At 43.3% G+C, this 16,978-nt stretch carries 16 protein-coding genes; 2 read left to right on the forward strand and 14 right to left on the reverse strand.

Annotated elements, in window-relative coordinates; all coding sequences use genetic code 11:
* Window positions 1–9 precede the first annotated feature (9 nt).
* The 14 genes from AOC29_RS08675 to AOC29_RS08740 form a co-directional block, all read right to left on the reverse strand.
* A complete protein-coding gene (locus AOC29_RS08675) occupies window positions 10–1,278 on the reverse strand; it encodes an amidohydrolase family protein (RefSeq protein ID WP_215295581.1) in 1,269 nt (422 codons plus the stop codon).
* Window positions 1,279–1,329: 51 nt separating this feature from the next.
* Window positions 1,330–1,872, reverse strand: a complete 543-nt coding sequence (locus AOC29_RS08680) for a VOC family protein (RefSeq protein ID WP_215295582.1) — start codon at window positions 1,870–1,872, stop codon at window positions 1,330–1,332.
* 18 nt (window positions 1,873–1,890) lie between these two features.
* Window positions 1,891–2,847, reverse strand: coding sequence for a tripartite tricarboxylate transporter substrate binding protein (locus AOC29_RS08685; RefSeq protein ID WP_215295583.1), 957 nt, complete (start codon window positions 2,845–2,847; stop codon window positions 1,891–1,893).
* A gap of 6 nt (window positions 2,848–2,853) precedes the next feature.
* Complete coding sequence (locus AOC29_RS08690; protein WP_215295584.1) at window positions 2,854–3,834, reverse strand: fumarylacetoacetate hydrolase family protein; 981 nt, start codon at window positions 3,832–3,834, stop codon at window positions 2,854–2,856.
* A gap of 31 nt (window positions 3,835–3,865) precedes the next feature.
* Window positions 3,866–4,909 (reverse strand): alpha/beta hydrolase, encoded by a 1,044-nt coding sequence (locus AOC29_RS08695; protein WP_215295585.1) that lies wholly within the window; start codon window positions 4,907–4,909, stop codon window positions 3,866–3,868.
* Window positions 4,910–5,189: 280 nt separating this feature from the next.
* The gene (locus AOC29_RS08700) at window positions 5,190–6,503 is read right to left on the reverse strand and encodes a serine hydrolase (protein WP_215295586.1); all 1,314 of its coding nucleotides are present in this window, start codon (window positions 6,501–6,503) and stop codon (window positions 5,190–5,192) included.
* Between the two features lie 103 nt (window positions 6,504–6,606).
* Window positions 6,607–7,566 carry a tripartite tricarboxylate transporter substrate binding protein gene (locus AOC29_RS08705; RefSeq protein WP_215295587.1) on the reverse strand — a complete coding sequence of 320 codons (960 nt, stop codon included), beginning with the start codon at window positions 7,564–7,566 and terminating at the stop codon, window positions 6,607–6,609.
* Between the two features lie 14 nt (window positions 7,567–7,580).
* Window positions 7,581–8,471, reverse strand: a complete 891-nt coding sequence (locus tag AOC29_RS08710; RefSeq protein ID WP_215295588.1) for a TauD/TfdA family dioxygenase — start codon at window positions 8,469–8,471, stop codon at window positions 7,581–7,583.
* 59 nt (window positions 8,472–8,530) lie between these two features.
* On the reverse strand, window positions 8,531–9,688 hold the full coding sequence (locus AOC29_RS08715) for a mandelate racemase/muconate lactonizing enzyme family protein (protein ID WP_251369974.1): 1,158 nt from the start codon (window positions 9,686–9,688) through the stop codon (window positions 8,531–8,533).
* Window positions 9,685–10,656: an NAD(P)-dependent oxidoreductase gene (locus AOC29_RS08720; protein ID WP_215295589.1), complete on the reverse strand. Its 972-nt coding sequence runs from the start codon at window positions 10,654–10,656 to the stop codon at window positions 9,685–9,687. The genes AOC29_RS08715 and AOC29_RS08720 overlap by 4 nt, the downstream gene beginning before the upstream one ends.
* The gene (locus AOC29_RS08725; RefSeq protein ID WP_251369975.1) at window positions 10,649–11,560 is read right to left on the reverse strand and encodes a fumarylacetoacetate hydrolase family protein; all 912 of its coding nucleotides are present in this window, start codon (window positions 11,558–11,560) and stop codon (window positions 10,649–10,651) included. The genes AOC29_RS08720 and AOC29_RS08725 overlap by 8 nt, the downstream gene beginning before the upstream one ends.
* 9 nt (window positions 11,561–11,569) lie before the next feature.
* On the reverse strand, window positions 11,570–12,712 hold the full coding sequence (locus AOC29_RS08730; protein WP_215295591.1) for a mandelate racemase/muconate lactonizing enzyme family protein: 1,143 nt from the start codon (window positions 12,710–12,712) through the stop codon (window positions 11,570–11,572).
* 24 nt (window positions 12,713–12,736) lie between these two features.
* Window positions 12,737–13,717, reverse strand: a complete 981-nt coding sequence (locus AOC29_RS08735) for a tripartite tricarboxylate transporter substrate binding protein (RefSeq protein ID WP_251369976.1) — start codon at window positions 13,715–13,717, stop codon at window positions 12,737–12,739.
* 91 nt (window positions 13,718–13,808) lie between these two features.
* Complete coding sequence (locus AOC29_RS08740; RefSeq protein WP_215295593.1) at window positions 13,809–14,489, reverse strand: GntR family transcriptional regulator; 681 nt, start codon at window positions 14,487–14,489, stop codon at window positions 13,809–13,811.
* Window positions 14,490–14,677: 188 nt separating this feature from the next.
* Here AOC29_RS08740 and AOC29_RS08745 point away from each other — a divergent pair, with 188 nt between their 5' ends.
* On the forward strand, window positions 14,678–15,832 hold the full coding sequence (locus AOC29_RS08745) for a beta-propeller fold lactonase family protein (protein WP_215295595.1): 1,155 nt from the start codon (window positions 14,678–14,680) through the stop codon (window positions 15,830–15,832).
* Between the two features lie 75 nt (window positions 15,833–15,907).
* Complete coding sequence (locus AOC29_RS08750; protein WP_256441759.1) at window positions 15,908–16,942, forward strand: TRAP transporter substrate-binding protein; 1,035 nt, start codon at window positions 15,908–15,910, stop codon at window positions 16,940–16,942.
* The last annotated feature ends 36 nt before the right edge of the window (window positions 16,943–16,978 follow it).

Below are 16,978 nucleotides of genomic sequence, written 5' to 3' on the forward strand. Positions count from 1 at the left end.
AATAAGGCATCAGTAGCCAAATGGGGCAACAAAAGGCCTGCCAAAAGGCCTTCCCGCCCGAATAGTTTGCACCGGCACCAAGCTATACATTCCTGGCCGTTTATTACCCCGTGTATCCAACCATTCCACTGGCTTTTCGACTAGATCTAATATAGAAATATCTGCTGAGGCATTTTTCTTAAGCGTACCTAATAATGGATCCCGATTGATGATCGCTGCAGGCCTATTAGTGGACATAGCGATTACCTGATTTAAGCTAAAGCCTAAAGTTAAAAATTTACTCATGACGTTTGGTAAATAGGGAATACTAGGAGAGTTTCCGCTAAAGGCATGCAAATCACTGGAAATCGTATCTGGCACTAAACCCTGTTGAATTGCGGGCTCAGCAACTGTGAAATCAAAGCTTCCACCGCCATGACCAACGTCAATAATGACGCCACGTTTTTTAGCCTCTAAGGCTGCAGCAATCAGTTTACCGTTTTGCACCGTATTGTTGCCAGCGCCGCTATAAGCATGGGTCAGGATATCGCCAGGACGAAGAAGATCTAGCAACTTACTAAGATCGCCAGGTGCGTTACCAATATGACACATCACTCGCGCACCTTTCAACCCAGAGCGCTCAGCAGCCTCTCTTGCTCTACGCAGAGGCTCGATACCATTCTCTCCGACTACATCTAATGTTTCTCTAACTTTAATTCCAAGAACGAGATCAGGGTTCTCATTGACTACTCTTGCAGCTAAATCAATATTAGCGTAATCAATATTTCTCATCTCACCAACTGGATAACCAGCCAAACCAATTGAAGAAATATGCACAAAGGCAAACATACGGCTACGTGCTTGAGCCTGAATGTAATGCTTAAAGGCTGAGAAATTATTTCCTCCAGCATCGCCAGCACTGACATAGGTGGTTGTCGCGGTAAAGGGAACTAGCTCATCAGCGGGCAAACCAATTGCTGAGGCCTGAGGATAGGTATGGGCATGTAGATCGACTAGTCCAGGAGTAATAATTTTTCCAGAAGCATTTATTTGCTGTGCAGCTTTATCTCTTAGTAACTCTTTTTGAATATCTACAATACGACCATTTCGAATGCCAATGTCCATAACAGCATCGAGATTTTGCGATGGATCAATCACTCTCGCACCAGTTACCAATAAGTCATATCCCCCTGGGGCAGATAAGCCCTGCTGAGCGAGACTTGATCCAACGCCCCCAATAACTGGAAGGGCTGCAGCCCCAAGGGTGTATTGCAATAACTTGCGTCTTTGGTGATCCATGTTTATCTCCTAAAGTCTTTTTTATAGTGCCGCTTAGATGATTCTTTATTGCTATCGCTTATATCCAGCCTTTGATCCAAAGATCTTTTCTCGTTGAGACCAATCATGAGTCTCATTCCACAATGCCAACACTTTAGGTGCCTCGATCTCAAATAATGGATACATAGATGTATCGCAAGTATCTGCCGTTAACTCTAAACGATGCCCAGATGGGTCAAAGAAATAAATAGAGCTAATGAAATCATCATGATTGGTGGGTCCTAAAACTTCAACACCTTTTTTTTCTAAATCTTTTTTAGCTTGCAGCAATACCTCTAGACTTTCAACCTTAAATGCAAAATGTTGTATCCAGTCAGGCGATTCTTTATCTTTGATACTTCCAGGATCTTTTGGACACTCAAAAAAAGCAATGCAACTACCATCTTCCATCTGAAAGAAAATATGGATATGTGGGCTATACAAACCAGTAGAAGGAACATGATCTTCTCCCATCGCATGAGAGAACTTTAAGCCTAATATCTCGGTATAAAACTGAACCGTCTCTTTAGCATCAAGACAGCGATAAGCAGCGTGATGAAGTCTTTTACAAAGCATTTGAGCCCCTCTATATATCTACTGTTTAGGAATGTTAGCCATAGCTAATACCTTTTTCCATTTTGCAATCTGAGTGGCTACATATTGCTTCATTTGTGCCCCCGAAGATGAAGGGGTCACTAGACCACCCGTATTCTCAAGCTTTGTAATGACCTCGGGGTCTGATAGGACCTTGAGAAGGGCTGCATGTATTCGCTTAAGTACTTCTGGATTCGTTCCTTTCGGGGCAGCAACTCCAGTCCAAGAAGTTACTTCATAGCCAGGTATAGCATCAGCAACCGGAGCAACACCAGACAATAACTTATAAGGTTTCAATGAAGTAACCCCAAGAGCTCTCAACTTTCCTGACTCCATTTGAGCTTTTGTAACAGTGATCGAATCAAACATGACATCCACCCTACCACCCAGAACATCCTGCAATGGACCTGCGCCACCTTTATAGGGAACATGCATCATCTTGATGCCAGCCATAGAGGCAAACAACTCGCCAGACAAGTGTTGAGTAGATCCGATGCCAACGGAGGTATAAGAAATGGAATCAGGCATTGCTTTGGCTGCCTTTATAACGTCTACAAGAGACTTGAATTTACTTTCTTCACTCACAGAAACCGCAAATGGAAACTGAGTTACCAAAGAAATCCAGTCAAAATCCTCAATGGGATTAAAGCTCAGCTGGTTATATAAAGCAGCAGATACCGCATGACCACCCGTCAACAAAATCAAAGTATTGCCATCTGGCGGCGCCTTTGCAACTGCTGCACTAGCAATATTTCCGCCCGCCCCAGTCTTTGCTTCGACAATCACTTGCTGACCTAGCTCCTTGGATAAACCAGGAGCAATAATGCGAGCTATTGTGTCAGAGTTACCGCCAGTGCCAAAACCTTGTACCAAAGTAATTGGCTTATCAGGCGATCCAGTTTGCGCACATACCGATCCCACCATCAATACTGATATCAAAAGAGTTTTAATTAGCATAGGAATTTATAGAGTTTTAATTTTTTGACGAATTGCACCAAAGATCGATTGACCATGATCATCAAACATGTCTATATACACTTCATCTCCATTCTTTAAAAAAGGAGTGCTGGCTTTCCCATGAACCATTTGCTCATGAATACGGGCTTCGGCTACACAACCAAATCCACTGGCCTCATCCTGATTCGTTACTGATCCAGCCCCAATAATAGTACCGGCACTTAAAGATCTAGTACGACATGCATGCTCAATCAAATCAAGATAAGTAAAGAACATATCCTTACCAGTATTTGGTTGACCCATGCGTTTGCCATTGATGCCAGAAATTAAAGGGAGATGTAATTTTTCACCATCCCACTTATCTCCTAGCTCATCCAAAGTAACTGCTACCGGTGAAAATGCACTCGTAGGTTTAGCTTGCATAAACCCAAACCCTTTTGGGAGCTCTGTTTTAGTTAGAGATCGCAAAGTGTAGTCATTTAATAGCATCACCAATTTGATATGTTTACCAGCATCAGCCTTGGATGTACCCATGGGCACATCGCCAACAACAATAGCCACTTCAGCCTCATAGTCTGGCTCCAAAGTAGCATCTGGAAACACCATAGTTTCTGTTGGGCCACAGAAGCGATCTGATAAGCCCTGATACATTAAAGGCTCAGTTTTGTAATTAGGGGGCATTTCAGCTCCCCTTGCCTTACGGGCTTTTTCCATATGATGGAGATATACAGAGCCATCTAAAAACTGATAGCTTCTGGGGAATGGGCTCTCCAACCTCGCAACATCAAACTCAAAAGCATCATTCAATGTATTAGCATTCAACTGCTCATAGACCACCTCAAGGTTTGGTTTAATAGAAGCCCAATTTTCAATTGCTTCTTGCATAGTTTTTGCAATCTTCGTGACTAGGACTGCGCGGGTCAAATCCTTGGACACCATCAGCAAAGCTCCATCACGGCCGCCGGTCTTCAGGCTAGCTAATTTCATTCCATCCCCCAAACTCTTTTAATGTGTAGTCTTATTTTTCTGGCTTAAATGTACTATCCAAAAACTCCTGGACACCAGTAAACATCAACATGCGATTCTTTTCCATAATGATGGTGTGAGTACCTTCGCTGATTTGCAACATGATTTTATATGGTGCATTTTCTAGCTTAGTAAAGTACTCATACATCATGTAGCTTGGCAAGTCCGCATCCCACTCTGCGTGAACCAGCATGACTGGCACACGAATATCTTTAGGCTCATAAACCGGTATGCCTGCTGTCCAGAACTCACGTGCATCCTGAATGGTTCCATTAGGTGCACGCAGTTTTTTAGGGCTCTGTGTTTTTCCCCAAGGATCGGTTTCAAAGGTGGCTACAGCCCACTTCTCAAACCAGCCATCGGGAATCAATGTGGCTTTGGCACTCTCTGGCACACCAGTCAACCAACGATTCTTGGCATCGGCAACCGAAGCGACACGATATGCGCCTAAAGGACCGCCTTTGTCTGTTAATGGCGCACCGCCTTGACGTAACCATTGCGGTGCATACAGCACTAACTTGTTAACCTTTTGATTATTTTCAGCTGTGTACTTACCCATGATGGTGGTACCCCATGACCATCCAAGTAAATTCAACTTATTAATGTTGCGCTTCTTCAAGATGTAATCTACGGCACTGGATACATCACTTACGGCAACATTGGTACGGACTATCGGTGGATTTTGCTCAGCAGGTTGATCCATCTCTGGTGGACGGGTCGATTTGCCATAGCCACGCAAATCAACTAGCCAAACGTCATACCCCCTAGCAGCGATGTATTCCATCCATGATGTGCCACCTAAAGATAAGTCAAACGCTGTCTCTGCGGGATAAGTTGAGCCATGTACATAAAGCAATGTTTTTTCAGGGGAAAACTTTTTCATTCCCGCTAAATGCTTATTGCGGACATACAGAGAAATACCAGGGGTATCACTCTGAATCATGTATTCATTCATCTCGATTTTGCCAGCAGCAAAAGCCTGAGAAAAACCCAAAAAAGCGAGTAGACCAAGGAATAACTGTTTACTTGATTTCATTACGTCTCCTGATACTTTTTATTGATATGTTTTATACGATGCCATGACCCTCGGCTTCTGACAAGCAGGGCTTTCACCATATTTTGACTATACCTTAGCTCAGGATAGTGGACTCAGAGTCCATGAGCACCACCTATACCGACAAGTGAGTGCAACGTAGTAGATATTTGGTGGAGTAGATTGGCAATAAAAAACCCGCCGAAGCGAGTTTTTCATCAAAGCAAATGTGACTAATTAACTCACTTACTCACAATCAATCTTCGCATCTTTAGCCTGAAGACTATTTAACAACAGCAGATGAAACAAGCTGCTTGATCATGCGGCGATAGTACGGACGAATTGGGCCTGGAACCTGACTCATGACAACTACTGCCATTTGTTCTTTGGGATCAATCCAAAAGAAGGTGCCCGCTGCTCCAGCCCACATATATTCACCTGCAGAACCATCAACCGATGCTAAACCTTGTCCCTGGCGAACCATAAACCCCAAACCGAATGTGTAACCATCCACACCCATCAGTAATTGGCCAGGAGCTAGTGGAACAGTTGATCTGTTACCCAACATATCTGATGCCATCAAATTAACAGTCATGGGTGACAAAATTCTTTGGCCATTTAACTCGCCACCATTGAGCATCATGCTAGCAAAGTTTAAATAGTCGCCAGCCGTACCTGCAGCGCCGGCCCCACCTGAGTCATTATTAGGCTTGATGGTGACATCCAATAATTTATTTGGCGCCTTAGTAAATGGGTCTATTGGAAATGGTTCAGCAATTCTTGATTTTTTATCCGCAGATACAGAAAAGGTGGTGTCCTTCATTTGCAAAGGTGTAAATAAACGCTCTTGTAAAAAATCCCCTAAACGCTTGCCTGAAACAACTTCAACCACGCGACCAAGTAAATCTACTGACATACCGTATTCCCAGTTTGTTCCTGGCTGGGTATTTAGGGGGGACTTTGCTATTCCAGAAATCATTTCCTGTGGAGTAACACGACGCTGATCATAGTCAGTACCACCGGCTACATAAAGACCTGCATCGGTATAAGCTTTTTTGATATTTGGATTAGCAGTAATTTCTGGATAGCCAATGCCAGAAGTATGACGCAACAAATCTTGCACAGTAATTGGCTTACTTGCAGGCACTAAGGTGTATTCAACATTACCACTGCTGTCTTTGGTTGCCACGCTCACTTGCATATTGGCAAACTCAGGCATGAATTTGGAAATGGGGTCGGCTAATTGCATCTTTCCATCTTCCACCAAAATCATAGCTGCAACAGAAGCAAGTGGCTTAGTCATCGAGTAGATTCTAAAAATAGAATCTTTGCTCATAGGCTTATTAATACCTTTATCTTGATAACCTACTACCTCTGAATACACTAATTTACCTTTACGGTTAATCATGACTACCGCACCAGGGATATTGCCTTTATCTACCTCTGCCTGTAGCGATGCCTTAATATTTTTCAATCTTGCAGATGACATACCAACATCCTCAGGTTTTGCCGTTGGAATATTTTGGGCAATAGCTAGACTACTAATAAAAAAGCTTGCTACTAATAGCGTATTCATAAGATTTTTTTGGTATTTCATTTCAACCCCTTCGTAATATTTATTTTGATAAAAATCATACTTAGCTTATGAGTCTTTATACGGCAATTTGATGCACTATATGAAAATATTCAGCTTGATTTGATTATTCAGCGCTTATTTTCGCCGAACGTACAACTACACCCCATTTTTTAATTTCTGATTTTAGAAACCGGTCGGCATCGTCTGGTGAATTGCCAATCACCTCCGATCCGCCATCGATCAAGCGCTGACGAACCTCCGGCGTATTTAAGATTTTTACAATCTCGATATTTAATTTATTAACAATATCTTTGGGCGTCCCTGGCGGGGCAACAATCCCAAACCACGCAACAGCCTCAAACCCTTTTACCCCAGCCTCAGACAGGGTTGGAACATCTGGTAACTGTGGGTGGCGCTTGGATGTAGTAACAGCAATAGGAATCAATTTTCCACTTTTAAAATGCGGCATCAGTGCGACTAAATTATCAAACATAGCCTGAATTTGTCCACCCATAAGATCTAGATGCGCTGGTCCAGAGCCCTTGTAGGGCACGTGAACCATATTAATGCCGGCATCTAACTTCAACTTCTCAGCAGTGACGTGATGAGAGGTGCCCATACCTAGTGACCCAAAGTTTATTTTTCCTGGATTAGCTTTTGCATACTCAATAAACTCTCGGGCATTTTTTGCAGGAAAGTCTGGGTTTACTGCCAGGGCTAGAGCGGAGTTTGTAAAAACGGTAATTGAAGTAAAGGCTGCCGTGTCATACTTCAAATTTGGATATGCACTAGCGCCAATTGGTAATGCTGCTGTAGAGATCAGGAGGGTATAACCATCGGGAGCGGCCTTAGCTACATAATCATTAGCGATAGTACTTCCAGCCCCAGCACGATTTTCAACTAGGAATGGCTGCCCCATAGCAAGCGTTAATTTATCAGCAACACTTCGAGCTACCGTATCCGAAGCGGATCCAGGAGCAAATGGAACAATCATCTTTACGGGTCTGGATGGATATACATCCGCAAAAGATGAATGTGAATAAATGAAAGTAATTACAAGAAGTGTCTTCAATATAGTTGACATAGAGATTACACTTTTCATGATTCAGCAGTCGCAGTCATTAATTCTCGCTCCAGAGTTGTCGTTCTTCTTAAATCTCTTCGAATGGATAAATCATAGCGAGTACCGCGGTGAAGAGTAGCCCTGTTATCCCAAATTACATAATCTCCAGGACGCCAGTCATGCGCATAGACATACTTCGCTTGAGTTGCATGCTCAATCAATTCCGCTACCAATAATCTACCTTCAGGAACAGACATACCACTCACCTCGGATATATGAACACTAGGAAAGAGAACTTTTCTACCAGAACCAGGATGAGTACAAACCAAGGGGCGCTCAACTGGTGGAAATTTAGAAAGTTGCTCTGGTGTGTAATCCTTATCACCCAAGAGAATTCGTGAATGAAAAGCAGAATGCCATCCCGTTCTTTTTTCTACATGTCGTTTGGTTGATTCGGGCAAATCATCCCAAGCAGCCCTGAGGTCTGCCCACTGCGTTTGCCCTCCCTCATCAGGAACGACTACGGCTGATAGCATTGAATATTTCACTGGCAGGTCTTGAAATGAACTATCGCTATGCCATAGCTGGTTTGCAAGAACGCCAATGAGTTTTTTATTATCTTTATCAGCAACAGAACCATCCATTGCAACATTGCCGATATCAATGAGCTGATCATACTTAAAGCGCGTTGGCGCTCCAGTAGCCTTGCGCAGTCCTGAGTCAAGAGGCCCAAACTGGATCGAGAAATCAATCTGCTCATCTTGTGTTAGCGGTTGATCTCTAAAAACCAATACTGCATATTGATTCATACCATCATCAATAGCTTTGATAGTTTGCTCATCCAAAGGGCGTCTCAAATCTATTCCACTGACCACACCAACAAAATTTGGATTTGTAGGATTTTGGGGATTTATCACCAGGCTCATTTTGTCTCCATTTTTACCGCTTCACGAGTAAAGAATAGTTAATTATTAACTTCTCAAGATCAAATGTAGCAAGGCCCATCAATTAATGGGTGATCTTTTACAAAATCTAGGTTTATCTTCATCCCGATTCCTATGCCCTCATATGGTTTCACATATCCCTCTGAATCAAGCTCATAGGCAGCTTTATCCATCATCTCATCTCTAAAGGGGTTTAGTGAAGTGACGTCTCCCTCAAAATATCCAGGATTATCAATAGCGGATAGAAAATGAATGGTCGTCCCCATATTGATTGCGGTAGCAGAAGTATGGGGATTAATGGTTAATTTGTTAGCACTCGCCATAGCGGCAATTCTCATGGACTCAGTCACACCGCCCGTTTTTGATAAATCCGGTTGAATAAACTGCACGTCGCCATCGTCCAATAGCGTTGAGAAATCGTAGCGGGTGTAGTGATTTTCTCCAGCCGCAAATGGGACTCGACCTAAACTACGCGCCATGCGATAGGCTTTTCTGTCCTGCGGCGGAAATGGTTCCTCCAACCAACTCACTCCAGCCTCATCAAATACAGGCATCACTCTGCGTACATCTGCCAATGTGTAATTAGTATTAGCATCAACCAGTAAATCAATATTACTGCCTACCGCTTTACGAACAGCCAGGACTCTTGCAATATCTTTCTCTGCGGTATCTCCCACTCGCAACTTCAATGCGCGGTATCCTGTCGCCACATGCTCTTGCGCCTCCTTAGCCAAGGATGCTGGCTCTTGCCAGCCCAATGCAATGCCACCTGCATAGACTTTAATCTTTTTAGAGGCGCCGCCTAACATCCGATACAAAGGTTGTTGCATGATTTGAGCGCGTATATCCCAGAGTGCAATATCAATACCACTCAAGGCCAATACCGCAGCTGCGCCCATCCCATGGCTAGAGATTTGCATTTTATAAACTCGGGCCCAGATGCCATTAATATCCATCGCATCACTATTGAGAACCAGCTCCCGCATCGTTGTATCAATCAGCTTAGCAATTGCGCCTGGAGCACGTCCATGATGCGCCTCACCCCAGCCAATATGGCCATCTTCAGTTTCGATGCGAACAAGTACTGAGTCACGTTTTACACATTTACCAATACCGAGTCGCACAGACTTATTTTCGGGGACAGGAAAAGAAATGGCTACAGCCTCTAACTTAACGATACGCATTGGATTACTTGTCATAATTTTCTCAATGAAGGAAATACTTCTGGGTTAACAACATTATCGGGACGATGTCCATTCAGAATAGCAAGAATTGTCTTAACAGAGCCCTCGCTCATGCCGCGCATGCTACTAGCAGTAATTGAAGCTATATGGGGAGTGAGCAATAAATTTGGACAATCAAAGACAGCCTCCTCTCCAGACAGGGGCTGCTGATCATGTACATCCATCGCCGCACCCGCAATTGCATTCGTTCTGAGTGCATTGATGATCGCCTGCGTATCCACCACTGGACCACGAGCAATGTTAATGAGAATAGCGTTAGACTTCATCATAGAAATTGAAATTTGATCCACCAGTCCACGCGTTTCTTCATTTAAGGGGCAGCAGACTACTATCACGTCCGATTGGGAAAATAGCTCCGCTTTTGTAGCTGAGCGAACTTCACTTGGTAGCGCCTCTGGTCGTCTAGTAAGTGCAATGGTTTTCATTTGTAAACTAGTTGCTGCATTTGCTAATTTGCTACCTATAGCCCCAAAGCCAATAATTCCTAAGGTTGTATTCGCTATCTCGGTTGAAGGATCTGCTAGCGGACGCGCTTTTGCCCATCCCTGACTACGTAACTGGGAATCAATGAAATCTAGGCGACGACGGAAATGAAAAATGACGGCCAGGCAATACTCAACAACCGCATTTGTATTGGAACCTGGCAAGTTGGCAACCAGTATCCCTTTCTTAGTGGCGGCATCAACTGGAATGAAATCTAATCCTACGCCATGGCGCACTACTACTTTTAGTTGCTGCGCATGATCAAAAATATCTTGAGGTAACTGACTACGAACAATTAAGCCATCACACTCCAATATCAGCCCTTTTAATGTCTCGGGCTTTGCGTCTGGAGCCACGACTACATCACATTCTTGGATGAGCGACTGATGGCACTCAGGATGTATTGGGTTGGTTAAAAGAACCTTAAATCTTTTACTCAAGAAATGGCACTCCCTTTTTAATTGGATTATTCAGTACTCCTAAGCCCTCAAGCTCTATATGGACAGTTTGCCCAGGTTCAAGCCATGCAGTTGGCTGATGCACCATCGCCAATCCTGCTGGAGTTCCTGTTGCGATGATATCCCCAGGCTCTAGTGGCATTTGCTTAGAAATATAAGAAATTAATTCTGCGATTTTGAAAAGCATCGTGCCGGTTGTTCCATTCTGTAACAACCTACCATCCACATCCAATTTAATTTGAATACCATAAGGATTTGTTACCTCATCAGCCGTAACTAGAAAGGGTCCAAAAGGAGCAGAAGCGGGCATATTCTTACCCCTAACAAAGTTACCGTTATCTTGCTTGATCATGCCACTACCGCTGATATCGTTATGTACTGTATAACCCACCACACAAGCCATCGCATCTTTTGGCTCTATGAACAAAGCCCGTTTACCAATAATGACGGCCAACTCCGCTTCGTAACCTACGTTACCAACATCCGGCGGAATCAAGATGGGATCATTGGGTCCTATAACGGTATTTCCAGAGCGAATGAAAATAACAGGCTCAGTTGGATAAGGCATTGAACGCTCATCTAATGCATCGGTAAAGTTATATGCGGCACCAACAATCTTTCCTGGGTTAGGAATTGGAGAGCATATCGAAATGGAATCCATATTCACCACGGCATCCTGGTCATACCGACCACTCTCAATTTTGTTGGTGATTTTCTTGGTGATCGATGGCAAGCCTGCCTTGACCATCTCGAGCAAACTAAGGCTGACTCCCCCCACAATGTCACTGCAACTTGCATGTGAAAGATCAAGAACACGCAAAGAGTCCTTCAGCAGAACACCTACTTTGGGTGCTTGACCATTTGCTATAAATGTTAAGTAACGCATAACAGGGGCCTAGGCTACTCGATATTGATCAAGAATATGACGATTGATTTCAATACCAAGACCCGGGCCCTTAGGTACGCTTACCTTGCCATTGTGCTGAACAATAGGATCAACTGATAATAGATCACGGAATGGATTTTCACATTGCTCAAACTCGAATAATGGCGGGTTGCCTTTAAAGCTAGGGGGCTGATCTGGAAGCGCTGCCAAGAAATGTAAAGTGGCAGCCACCCCAATCACCGATCCCCAGGCATGCGGAACGCACTCCACTCCATGCGCACTCGCAAGGGTTGCAATCTTGCGACACTCACTGATACCGCCGGCAGCACAAACATCTGGCTGCACAATATCCATCGCCTTGCGTACAACAATATCTCTAAATCCCCAACGGGTAAATTCATTTTCACCCCCCGCTACAGCCATATCAAGGGCACGAGTAACTTCGACATAACCATCTAAATCCTCAGGAGAGATGGGCTCCTCAAACCATTCAATATCTAACTTCTCAAGCTCTCGACCAATCTTGATGGCTTGGGGTACGGTAAAACAGTGATTAGCGTCAACCATGAGTCGCATATCATCTCCTACTGCTTTTCGAACCGCCTCTACTCGTCTGATATCTAGCTTTATGTCACCTAAACCAATTTTCATCTTGATAGCAGTAAAGCCATTGTGCTTAAATTCAATCGCCTCTTCCACTGCCTCTTCGATCAAGCGATCCATATCAATAAAATATAGACCTGTAGCATAAGGTGTTACCTCATCACGATAAGAGCCGCCAATTAACTTATGAATTGGCTTTCCGCAAGACTTGCCAATAATGTCCCATAGGGCAATATCAATTCCGCTAATAGCCGAAATTGCCATACCGGTAGTGCCGTAATCTTTAATGCGGTTATAGAGATCTTCCCAGATCACTTCGACGTCAAAAGGATCTCTGCCGATAATGCGAGGACCAAACTGAGTATCAATAAATGCTTTTGATACAGCAGACGGCCCATAACACTCTCCCCAGCCCACTATGCCATCGCTTGTTTCAATCTCAACAATGCACGATCCCCTGGCTTTATAAATCCAACCTCTAGAGGAGGTAAAAGGCTTTTCTACTGGAGCGGAAACAACATGACAGCTTACTTTTTTAATTTGACTCATCAAGCTTCTTTCAATTTCAGATCATTATTTTTTTTCAGAAAATACTTTTTTTCCAACTTCAGCCAAAGTATTTGTCACGGCAGTAATTTCAGCGCCCAAAGCTTTCCCAGTAAGGCTGTCGACTCGCGCACCACCATCTTCAGATGCCGCCTTAAAACGGGGATCCTGAATCGCCTTATTAAAAATAGCAATTAATTTTTCTTGAATTTCTGGTGGAGTCTTTGCAGGAGCTACAAGATATGCCATTTGCACTAATGGTCCATATGGAAAAACGTTATAACCCTTCTCCTTAAAGGTAGGAACATTGGGCATTGATTTAATTCGCTCATTTGCAAATACACCTAAAGGTATCACCATATTGGAGTCAATCTGCGCTTTACTTTCAGACGGTTTTAATACTGCTGCATCCAGTTGTTTACCAGCTAAATCAATAATGACTTTAGCGCCACCGGTATAGGGAACGGTAATAATTTCTGAGTTGACAACATTTCCCGTCATCACTGCAAATATATGATTTAAATTATTACTACCAGGTGTGCCAATCGATATCTTCCCCGGTTTCTTTTTAACCATTGCCTCAAAACTATTCAAGTCTTTAGTTGGGCTATCTTTAGGAACAAGCAGTAGCAATTGATCTGTGGTCACTCGCGCTATTGGTGAAAATTGCTCGTTTTTCAGCGGCGTTAAGCCCTGCGCAATCATTGCCATCGTAGAGCTAGTGCCCATGCCGATGGTGTAGCCATCAGGTTCTGCATTGGCAACTTTAGTCATGCCGATAGTGCCAGTTGCACCGGCAACGTTGTCCACGACTACTGTGATTCCCTCATCAGCCATAATTTTTGAAATCAGTCGGGCAGAAATATCGTTTGAACCCCCAACATTCCAGGGCACCACTAACTTTATCTCCCTAGCCGGGAAATCAGCAGCCATGGCAGATCCAAAAGCTGCAAAAACACCCAAAGTAGATGCCACCATTGCACTGAAAACGGTTTTAAATGCCTTCATATTCACTCCTTTCGCTTCGCAATATGTCAATGTTATAACAAATAACATTCATGAGGGGAAAACACTATTAACCCTTATTTAAACAACGGAACTAATCTAGCAAATTACAGATATCCAGTCGAGCACTATCAATATCAGCACGAATAGCTTGGGCAACCCCAACACCATCACCCTTTTTTAGCGCATTTAGAGCAGCCAAATGATGTTTGTGTCTTTTTTGACCGGGCTTATACTCCGGTAGCGCAAGATTTAAGGTAGGCCCACAGCGCAGCCAAGCGCCTTCGATTGCCTGCAAAAGGATAGATTGCTTGGCTAACTTATAAATCCCAAAATGAAACTTGTAGTGAGCATCCAAATAAGAGGCTAGATTTCCGGTTTCAGCCAAATCTCTCATTTGAGTCAATAGTTTTGAAATTTCAGCAATTTCAGCTTTGCTTGCATTTTTTGCAGCTGCTTCAGCTGCCAAGGGCTCTAAGCTACTGCGTATCGACATCAGTTGATCAAACTCATTGGCATTCAAGAGGGGTACTGATGCACCCCCACCTTGGCCAACCCCACCTCTTTCAAGTACATTTTCAGCAGCCAAGCGATTCACGGCATCACGAACAGGCGTAAGACTAATACCGAGATCCTGAGCCACCTTTCTCAAAATGATGCGCTCTCCAGGAACAAACTTACCAGCTAACAATGCACTTCGTAAAGACAAATAAGCCTTATCCCAAAGAGTATCTTTGTTGATTAATTTAAGGCCGCCCTTTGAGTCACTTGGCATGAGGAGTTTTTTCGAAGAAATAGAGGTAAGGGTTAATATAAATCAAAATCTCAACGTTATTTAAAGTAATCCACTAAAAACATCCAAAAGGGTTAGCATAAACCCAGAACTAAAACAGGGAAGATACCAATACAAAATACTGCTACAACATCTAATATCAAATAGCTAAAAAATAAATGGGAGACAACATGAATAAAAAAACAATCTTCAGAAATCTGGCGCTTACAACAACAAGTTTAGTAGTGACAACCAGCGCTTATTGCGCAACTTATGTTTACATTTCCAATATTGAGGATGCTGACATCACAGCATATGAACTCACGGCTGGGGTAAGCCCCCACTTAACTTCAGTCGGTCGTTTCCCCGCTGGAAAATTTGTGATGCCAATGGCGGTGACACCAGATAATAAAAATTTGTATGCCTCCGTGCGCTCCAAGCCCTTTTCTTTATACATGTATCAAATTGATCAAGCCAATGGACAGCTGAAATGGACTGGTGCAATCCCATTGCCCGATAGCATGGTTAGCGTCTCGACTGATAAAACCGGCAAATGGTTATTGGCTACCTCTTTTGGAGGCCACAACAATAGCGTTAACCAAATTCAAGCAAATGGTTACGTCAATCCCGTTCCAGCTGAGGCCTTCCCAAGTGGTGGAAAGAATCCGCATGCGATCGTATTTGATCAGTCCAATAAGTTTGTTTATGTTCCACAACTAGGTACCGATGAGATCAAAATTCATAGCTTTAATGCCTCTCAAGCAAAGCCCTTATCAGAGACAGCCAGCTCAGTAGCACTTCAAAAACAACAGGGGCCAAGACATATCGTCATTTCGACAGATAATAAATTCGCCTATGTCATTACCGAGATGACTGGTGAAGTAGTTGTTTTCTCTAGAGATATCAAGACAGGAGCCTTAACTCAAATTCAGGCTGTATCCAGTCTGCCAAGTGATAGCAAGTTAGTGCCAGGTAGACCAAGGCCTCCTACCGGATCCCCAGAAGCCACTGCTTTTGATGACTCTAATATGATCTTCTGTGCCGAAATTAAACTGACACCTAACGGTAAATTTCTCTACACATCAGAGAGAACAAAAAGCACTTTAAGCGGCTTTGAAGTGGACACCCAAACTGGCAAAGTAAAGTATCTATTTACCACCCCGACAGAGGAAATGCCTAGAGGATTTAATGTTGATCCGAGCGGACAATTTTTGGTTGCTACAGGCCAGAAATCTGACAAGGTTTCCCTTTACTCTATTAACCAATCTTCAGGGGAACTGGCTCTGATCGAGAGAGTTCCTGGAGGCAAAGGGGCGAACTGGGTCACTTTTGTAAAAACAAAATAAGCTTCAGAATTCTTTTTTTGATTGAGACTAAATACCGCCTGCAGGCGGTATTTTCATAAGACTAAAGGTGACATCATGAAAGTGATAAACAATAGAAAACGTCAATTTTTACAATATGGGGCTAGCCTGATAGGTACCTCGGCTGTGAGTATTATCAGCCAACCCGCGTACTCTCAAGGGGCAAAATGGGTAGGCTCGCAGTACCATAATCAACCTGCAGTCAGCCACCAACATTCTTTTTTGGTGGATATGTGGTCTGCTGTCGCTCGTGAAACCAATGGGCAATTACAAATTACAGTTTATGCCCAGAACAATCAAATTTCAGGATCAGACCCTCAGGCCTTAGATATGCTGCAGCGTGGAGATCTGGAGTTCTTTACTCTCATGGGCGGAATCTTAGGAAAAGTAGTGCCCATTGCAGAGATCCAAGGCATCCCCTTCGCTTTCCAAAATAACGCTCAGGTCTATGCTGCTAATGACGGATCCCTAGGTGAATACATCGCAAAAGAATGTGCAGCAAAAGGAATCTATCGATTTCAATACGGACTACTAGAAAATGGATTTAGGCAAATTGGAATGATTGATAAGGCAATCTATACTCCAGCCGATTTATCTGGAATGCGCATTAGAGTTCCCGATGGTGAAATGTTTCGCGATCTATTTAGCTCTCTTGGGGCAACACCTGTCACCGTAAATATTCGAGAACTCTATGAATCAATGAAGACTCGTAAGGTTGATGGACAGGAAAATCCTCTCGTCATCACTGAAGTCAATAAGCTGTATGAGGTCAGCAACAATCAATCTATTACAAATCACATGTGGTCTGGATTTAATCTCTTGGCAAATCAGAAATTCTGGAAATCGCTGCCAGGTGACGTTCAAGAAGTAGTTCTCAGGAATGTCAAAAAATATGTGTCCCTACAAAGAACCTATACCAATAATTTAAACAAGCAACTTGAGGTCACTCTTACAGAGCGCGGTCAAAAATTCAATCAAGCCAATATCCAAAGCTTTAAAGATAAGCTAGGCGATGGCTTCTACGGAAGATGGCGGGAGCATTTTGGAAAAACGGGTTGGAACCTATTAGAACAATCTGTTGGAAAGTTATGAATAGGCTCTAAACTCTAAAATAGTTTGTTAGCAGCT

The organism is Polynucleobacter sp. JS-JIR-5-A7 (assembly GCF_018687935.1).
GTDB lineage: Bacteria > Pseudomonadota > Gammaproteobacteria > Burkholderiales > Burkholderiaceae > Polynucleobacter.

What these genes read in the sequence shown, in the direction of transcription:
- AOC29_RS08745 (WP_215295595.1), top strand. Translation starts at nt 14,678, where the DNA reads ATGAATAAAAAAACAATCTTCAGAAATCTGGCGCTTACAACAACAAGT.
- AOC29_RS08705 (WP_215295587.1), bottom strand. Translation starts at nt 7,566, where the DNA reads ATGTCAACTATATTGAAGACACTTCTTGTAATTACTTTCATTTATTCA.
- AOC29_RS08675 (WP_215295581.1), bottom strand. Translation starts at nt 1,278, where the DNA reads ATGGATCACCAAAGACGCAAGTTATTGCAATACACCCTTGGGGCTGCA.
- AOC29_RS08735 (WP_251369976.1), bottom strand. Translation starts at nt 13,717, where the DNA reads ATGAAGGCATTTAAAACCGTTTTCAGTGCAATGGTGGCATCTACTTTG.
- AOC29_RS08725 (WP_251369975.1), bottom strand. Translation starts at nt 11,560, where the DNA reads ATGCGTTACTTAACATTTATAGCAAATGGTCAAGCACCCAAAGTAGGT.
- AOC29_RS08700 (WP_215295586.1), bottom strand. Translation starts at nt 6,503, where the DNA reads ATGAAATACCAAAAAAATCTTATGAATACGCTATTAGTAGCAAGCTTT.
- AOC29_RS08685 (WP_215295583.1), bottom strand. Translation starts at nt 2,847, where the DNA reads ATGCTAATTAAAACTCTTTTGATATCAGTATTGATGGTGGGATCGGTA.
- AOC29_RS08715 (WP_251369974.1), bottom strand. Translation starts at nt 9,688, where the DNA reads ATGACAAGTAATCCAATGCGTATCGTTAAGTTAGAGGCTGTAGCCATT.
- AOC29_RS08730 (WP_215295591.1), bottom strand. Translation starts at nt 12,712, where the DNA reads ATGAGTCAAATTAAAAAAGTAAGCTGTCATGTTGTTTCCGCTCCAGTA.
- AOC29_RS08680 (WP_215295582.1), bottom strand. Translation starts at nt 1,872, where the DNA reads ATGCTTTGTAAAAGACTTCATCACGCTGCTTATCGCTGTCTTGATGCT.
- AOC29_RS08710 (WP_215295588.1), bottom strand. Translation starts at nt 8,471, where the DNA reads ATGAGCCTGGTGATAAATCCCCAAAATCCTACAAATCCAAATTTTGTT.
- AOC29_RS08690 (WP_215295584.1), bottom strand. Translation starts at nt 3,834, where the DNA reads ATGAAATTAGCTAGCCTGAAGACCGGCGGCCGTGATGGAGCTTTGCTG.
- AOC29_RS08750 (WP_256441759.1), top strand. Translation starts at nt 15,908, where the DNA reads ATGAAAGTGATAAACAATAGAAAACGTCAATTTTTACAATATGGGGCT.
- AOC29_RS08695 (WP_215295585.1), bottom strand. Translation starts at nt 4,909, where the DNA reads ATGAAATCAAGTAAACAGTTATTCCTTGGTCTACTCGCTTTTTTGGGT.
- AOC29_RS08740 (WP_215295593.1), bottom strand. Translation starts at nt 14,489, where the DNA reads ATGCCAAGTGACTCAAAGGGCGGCCTTAAATTAATCAACAAAGATACT.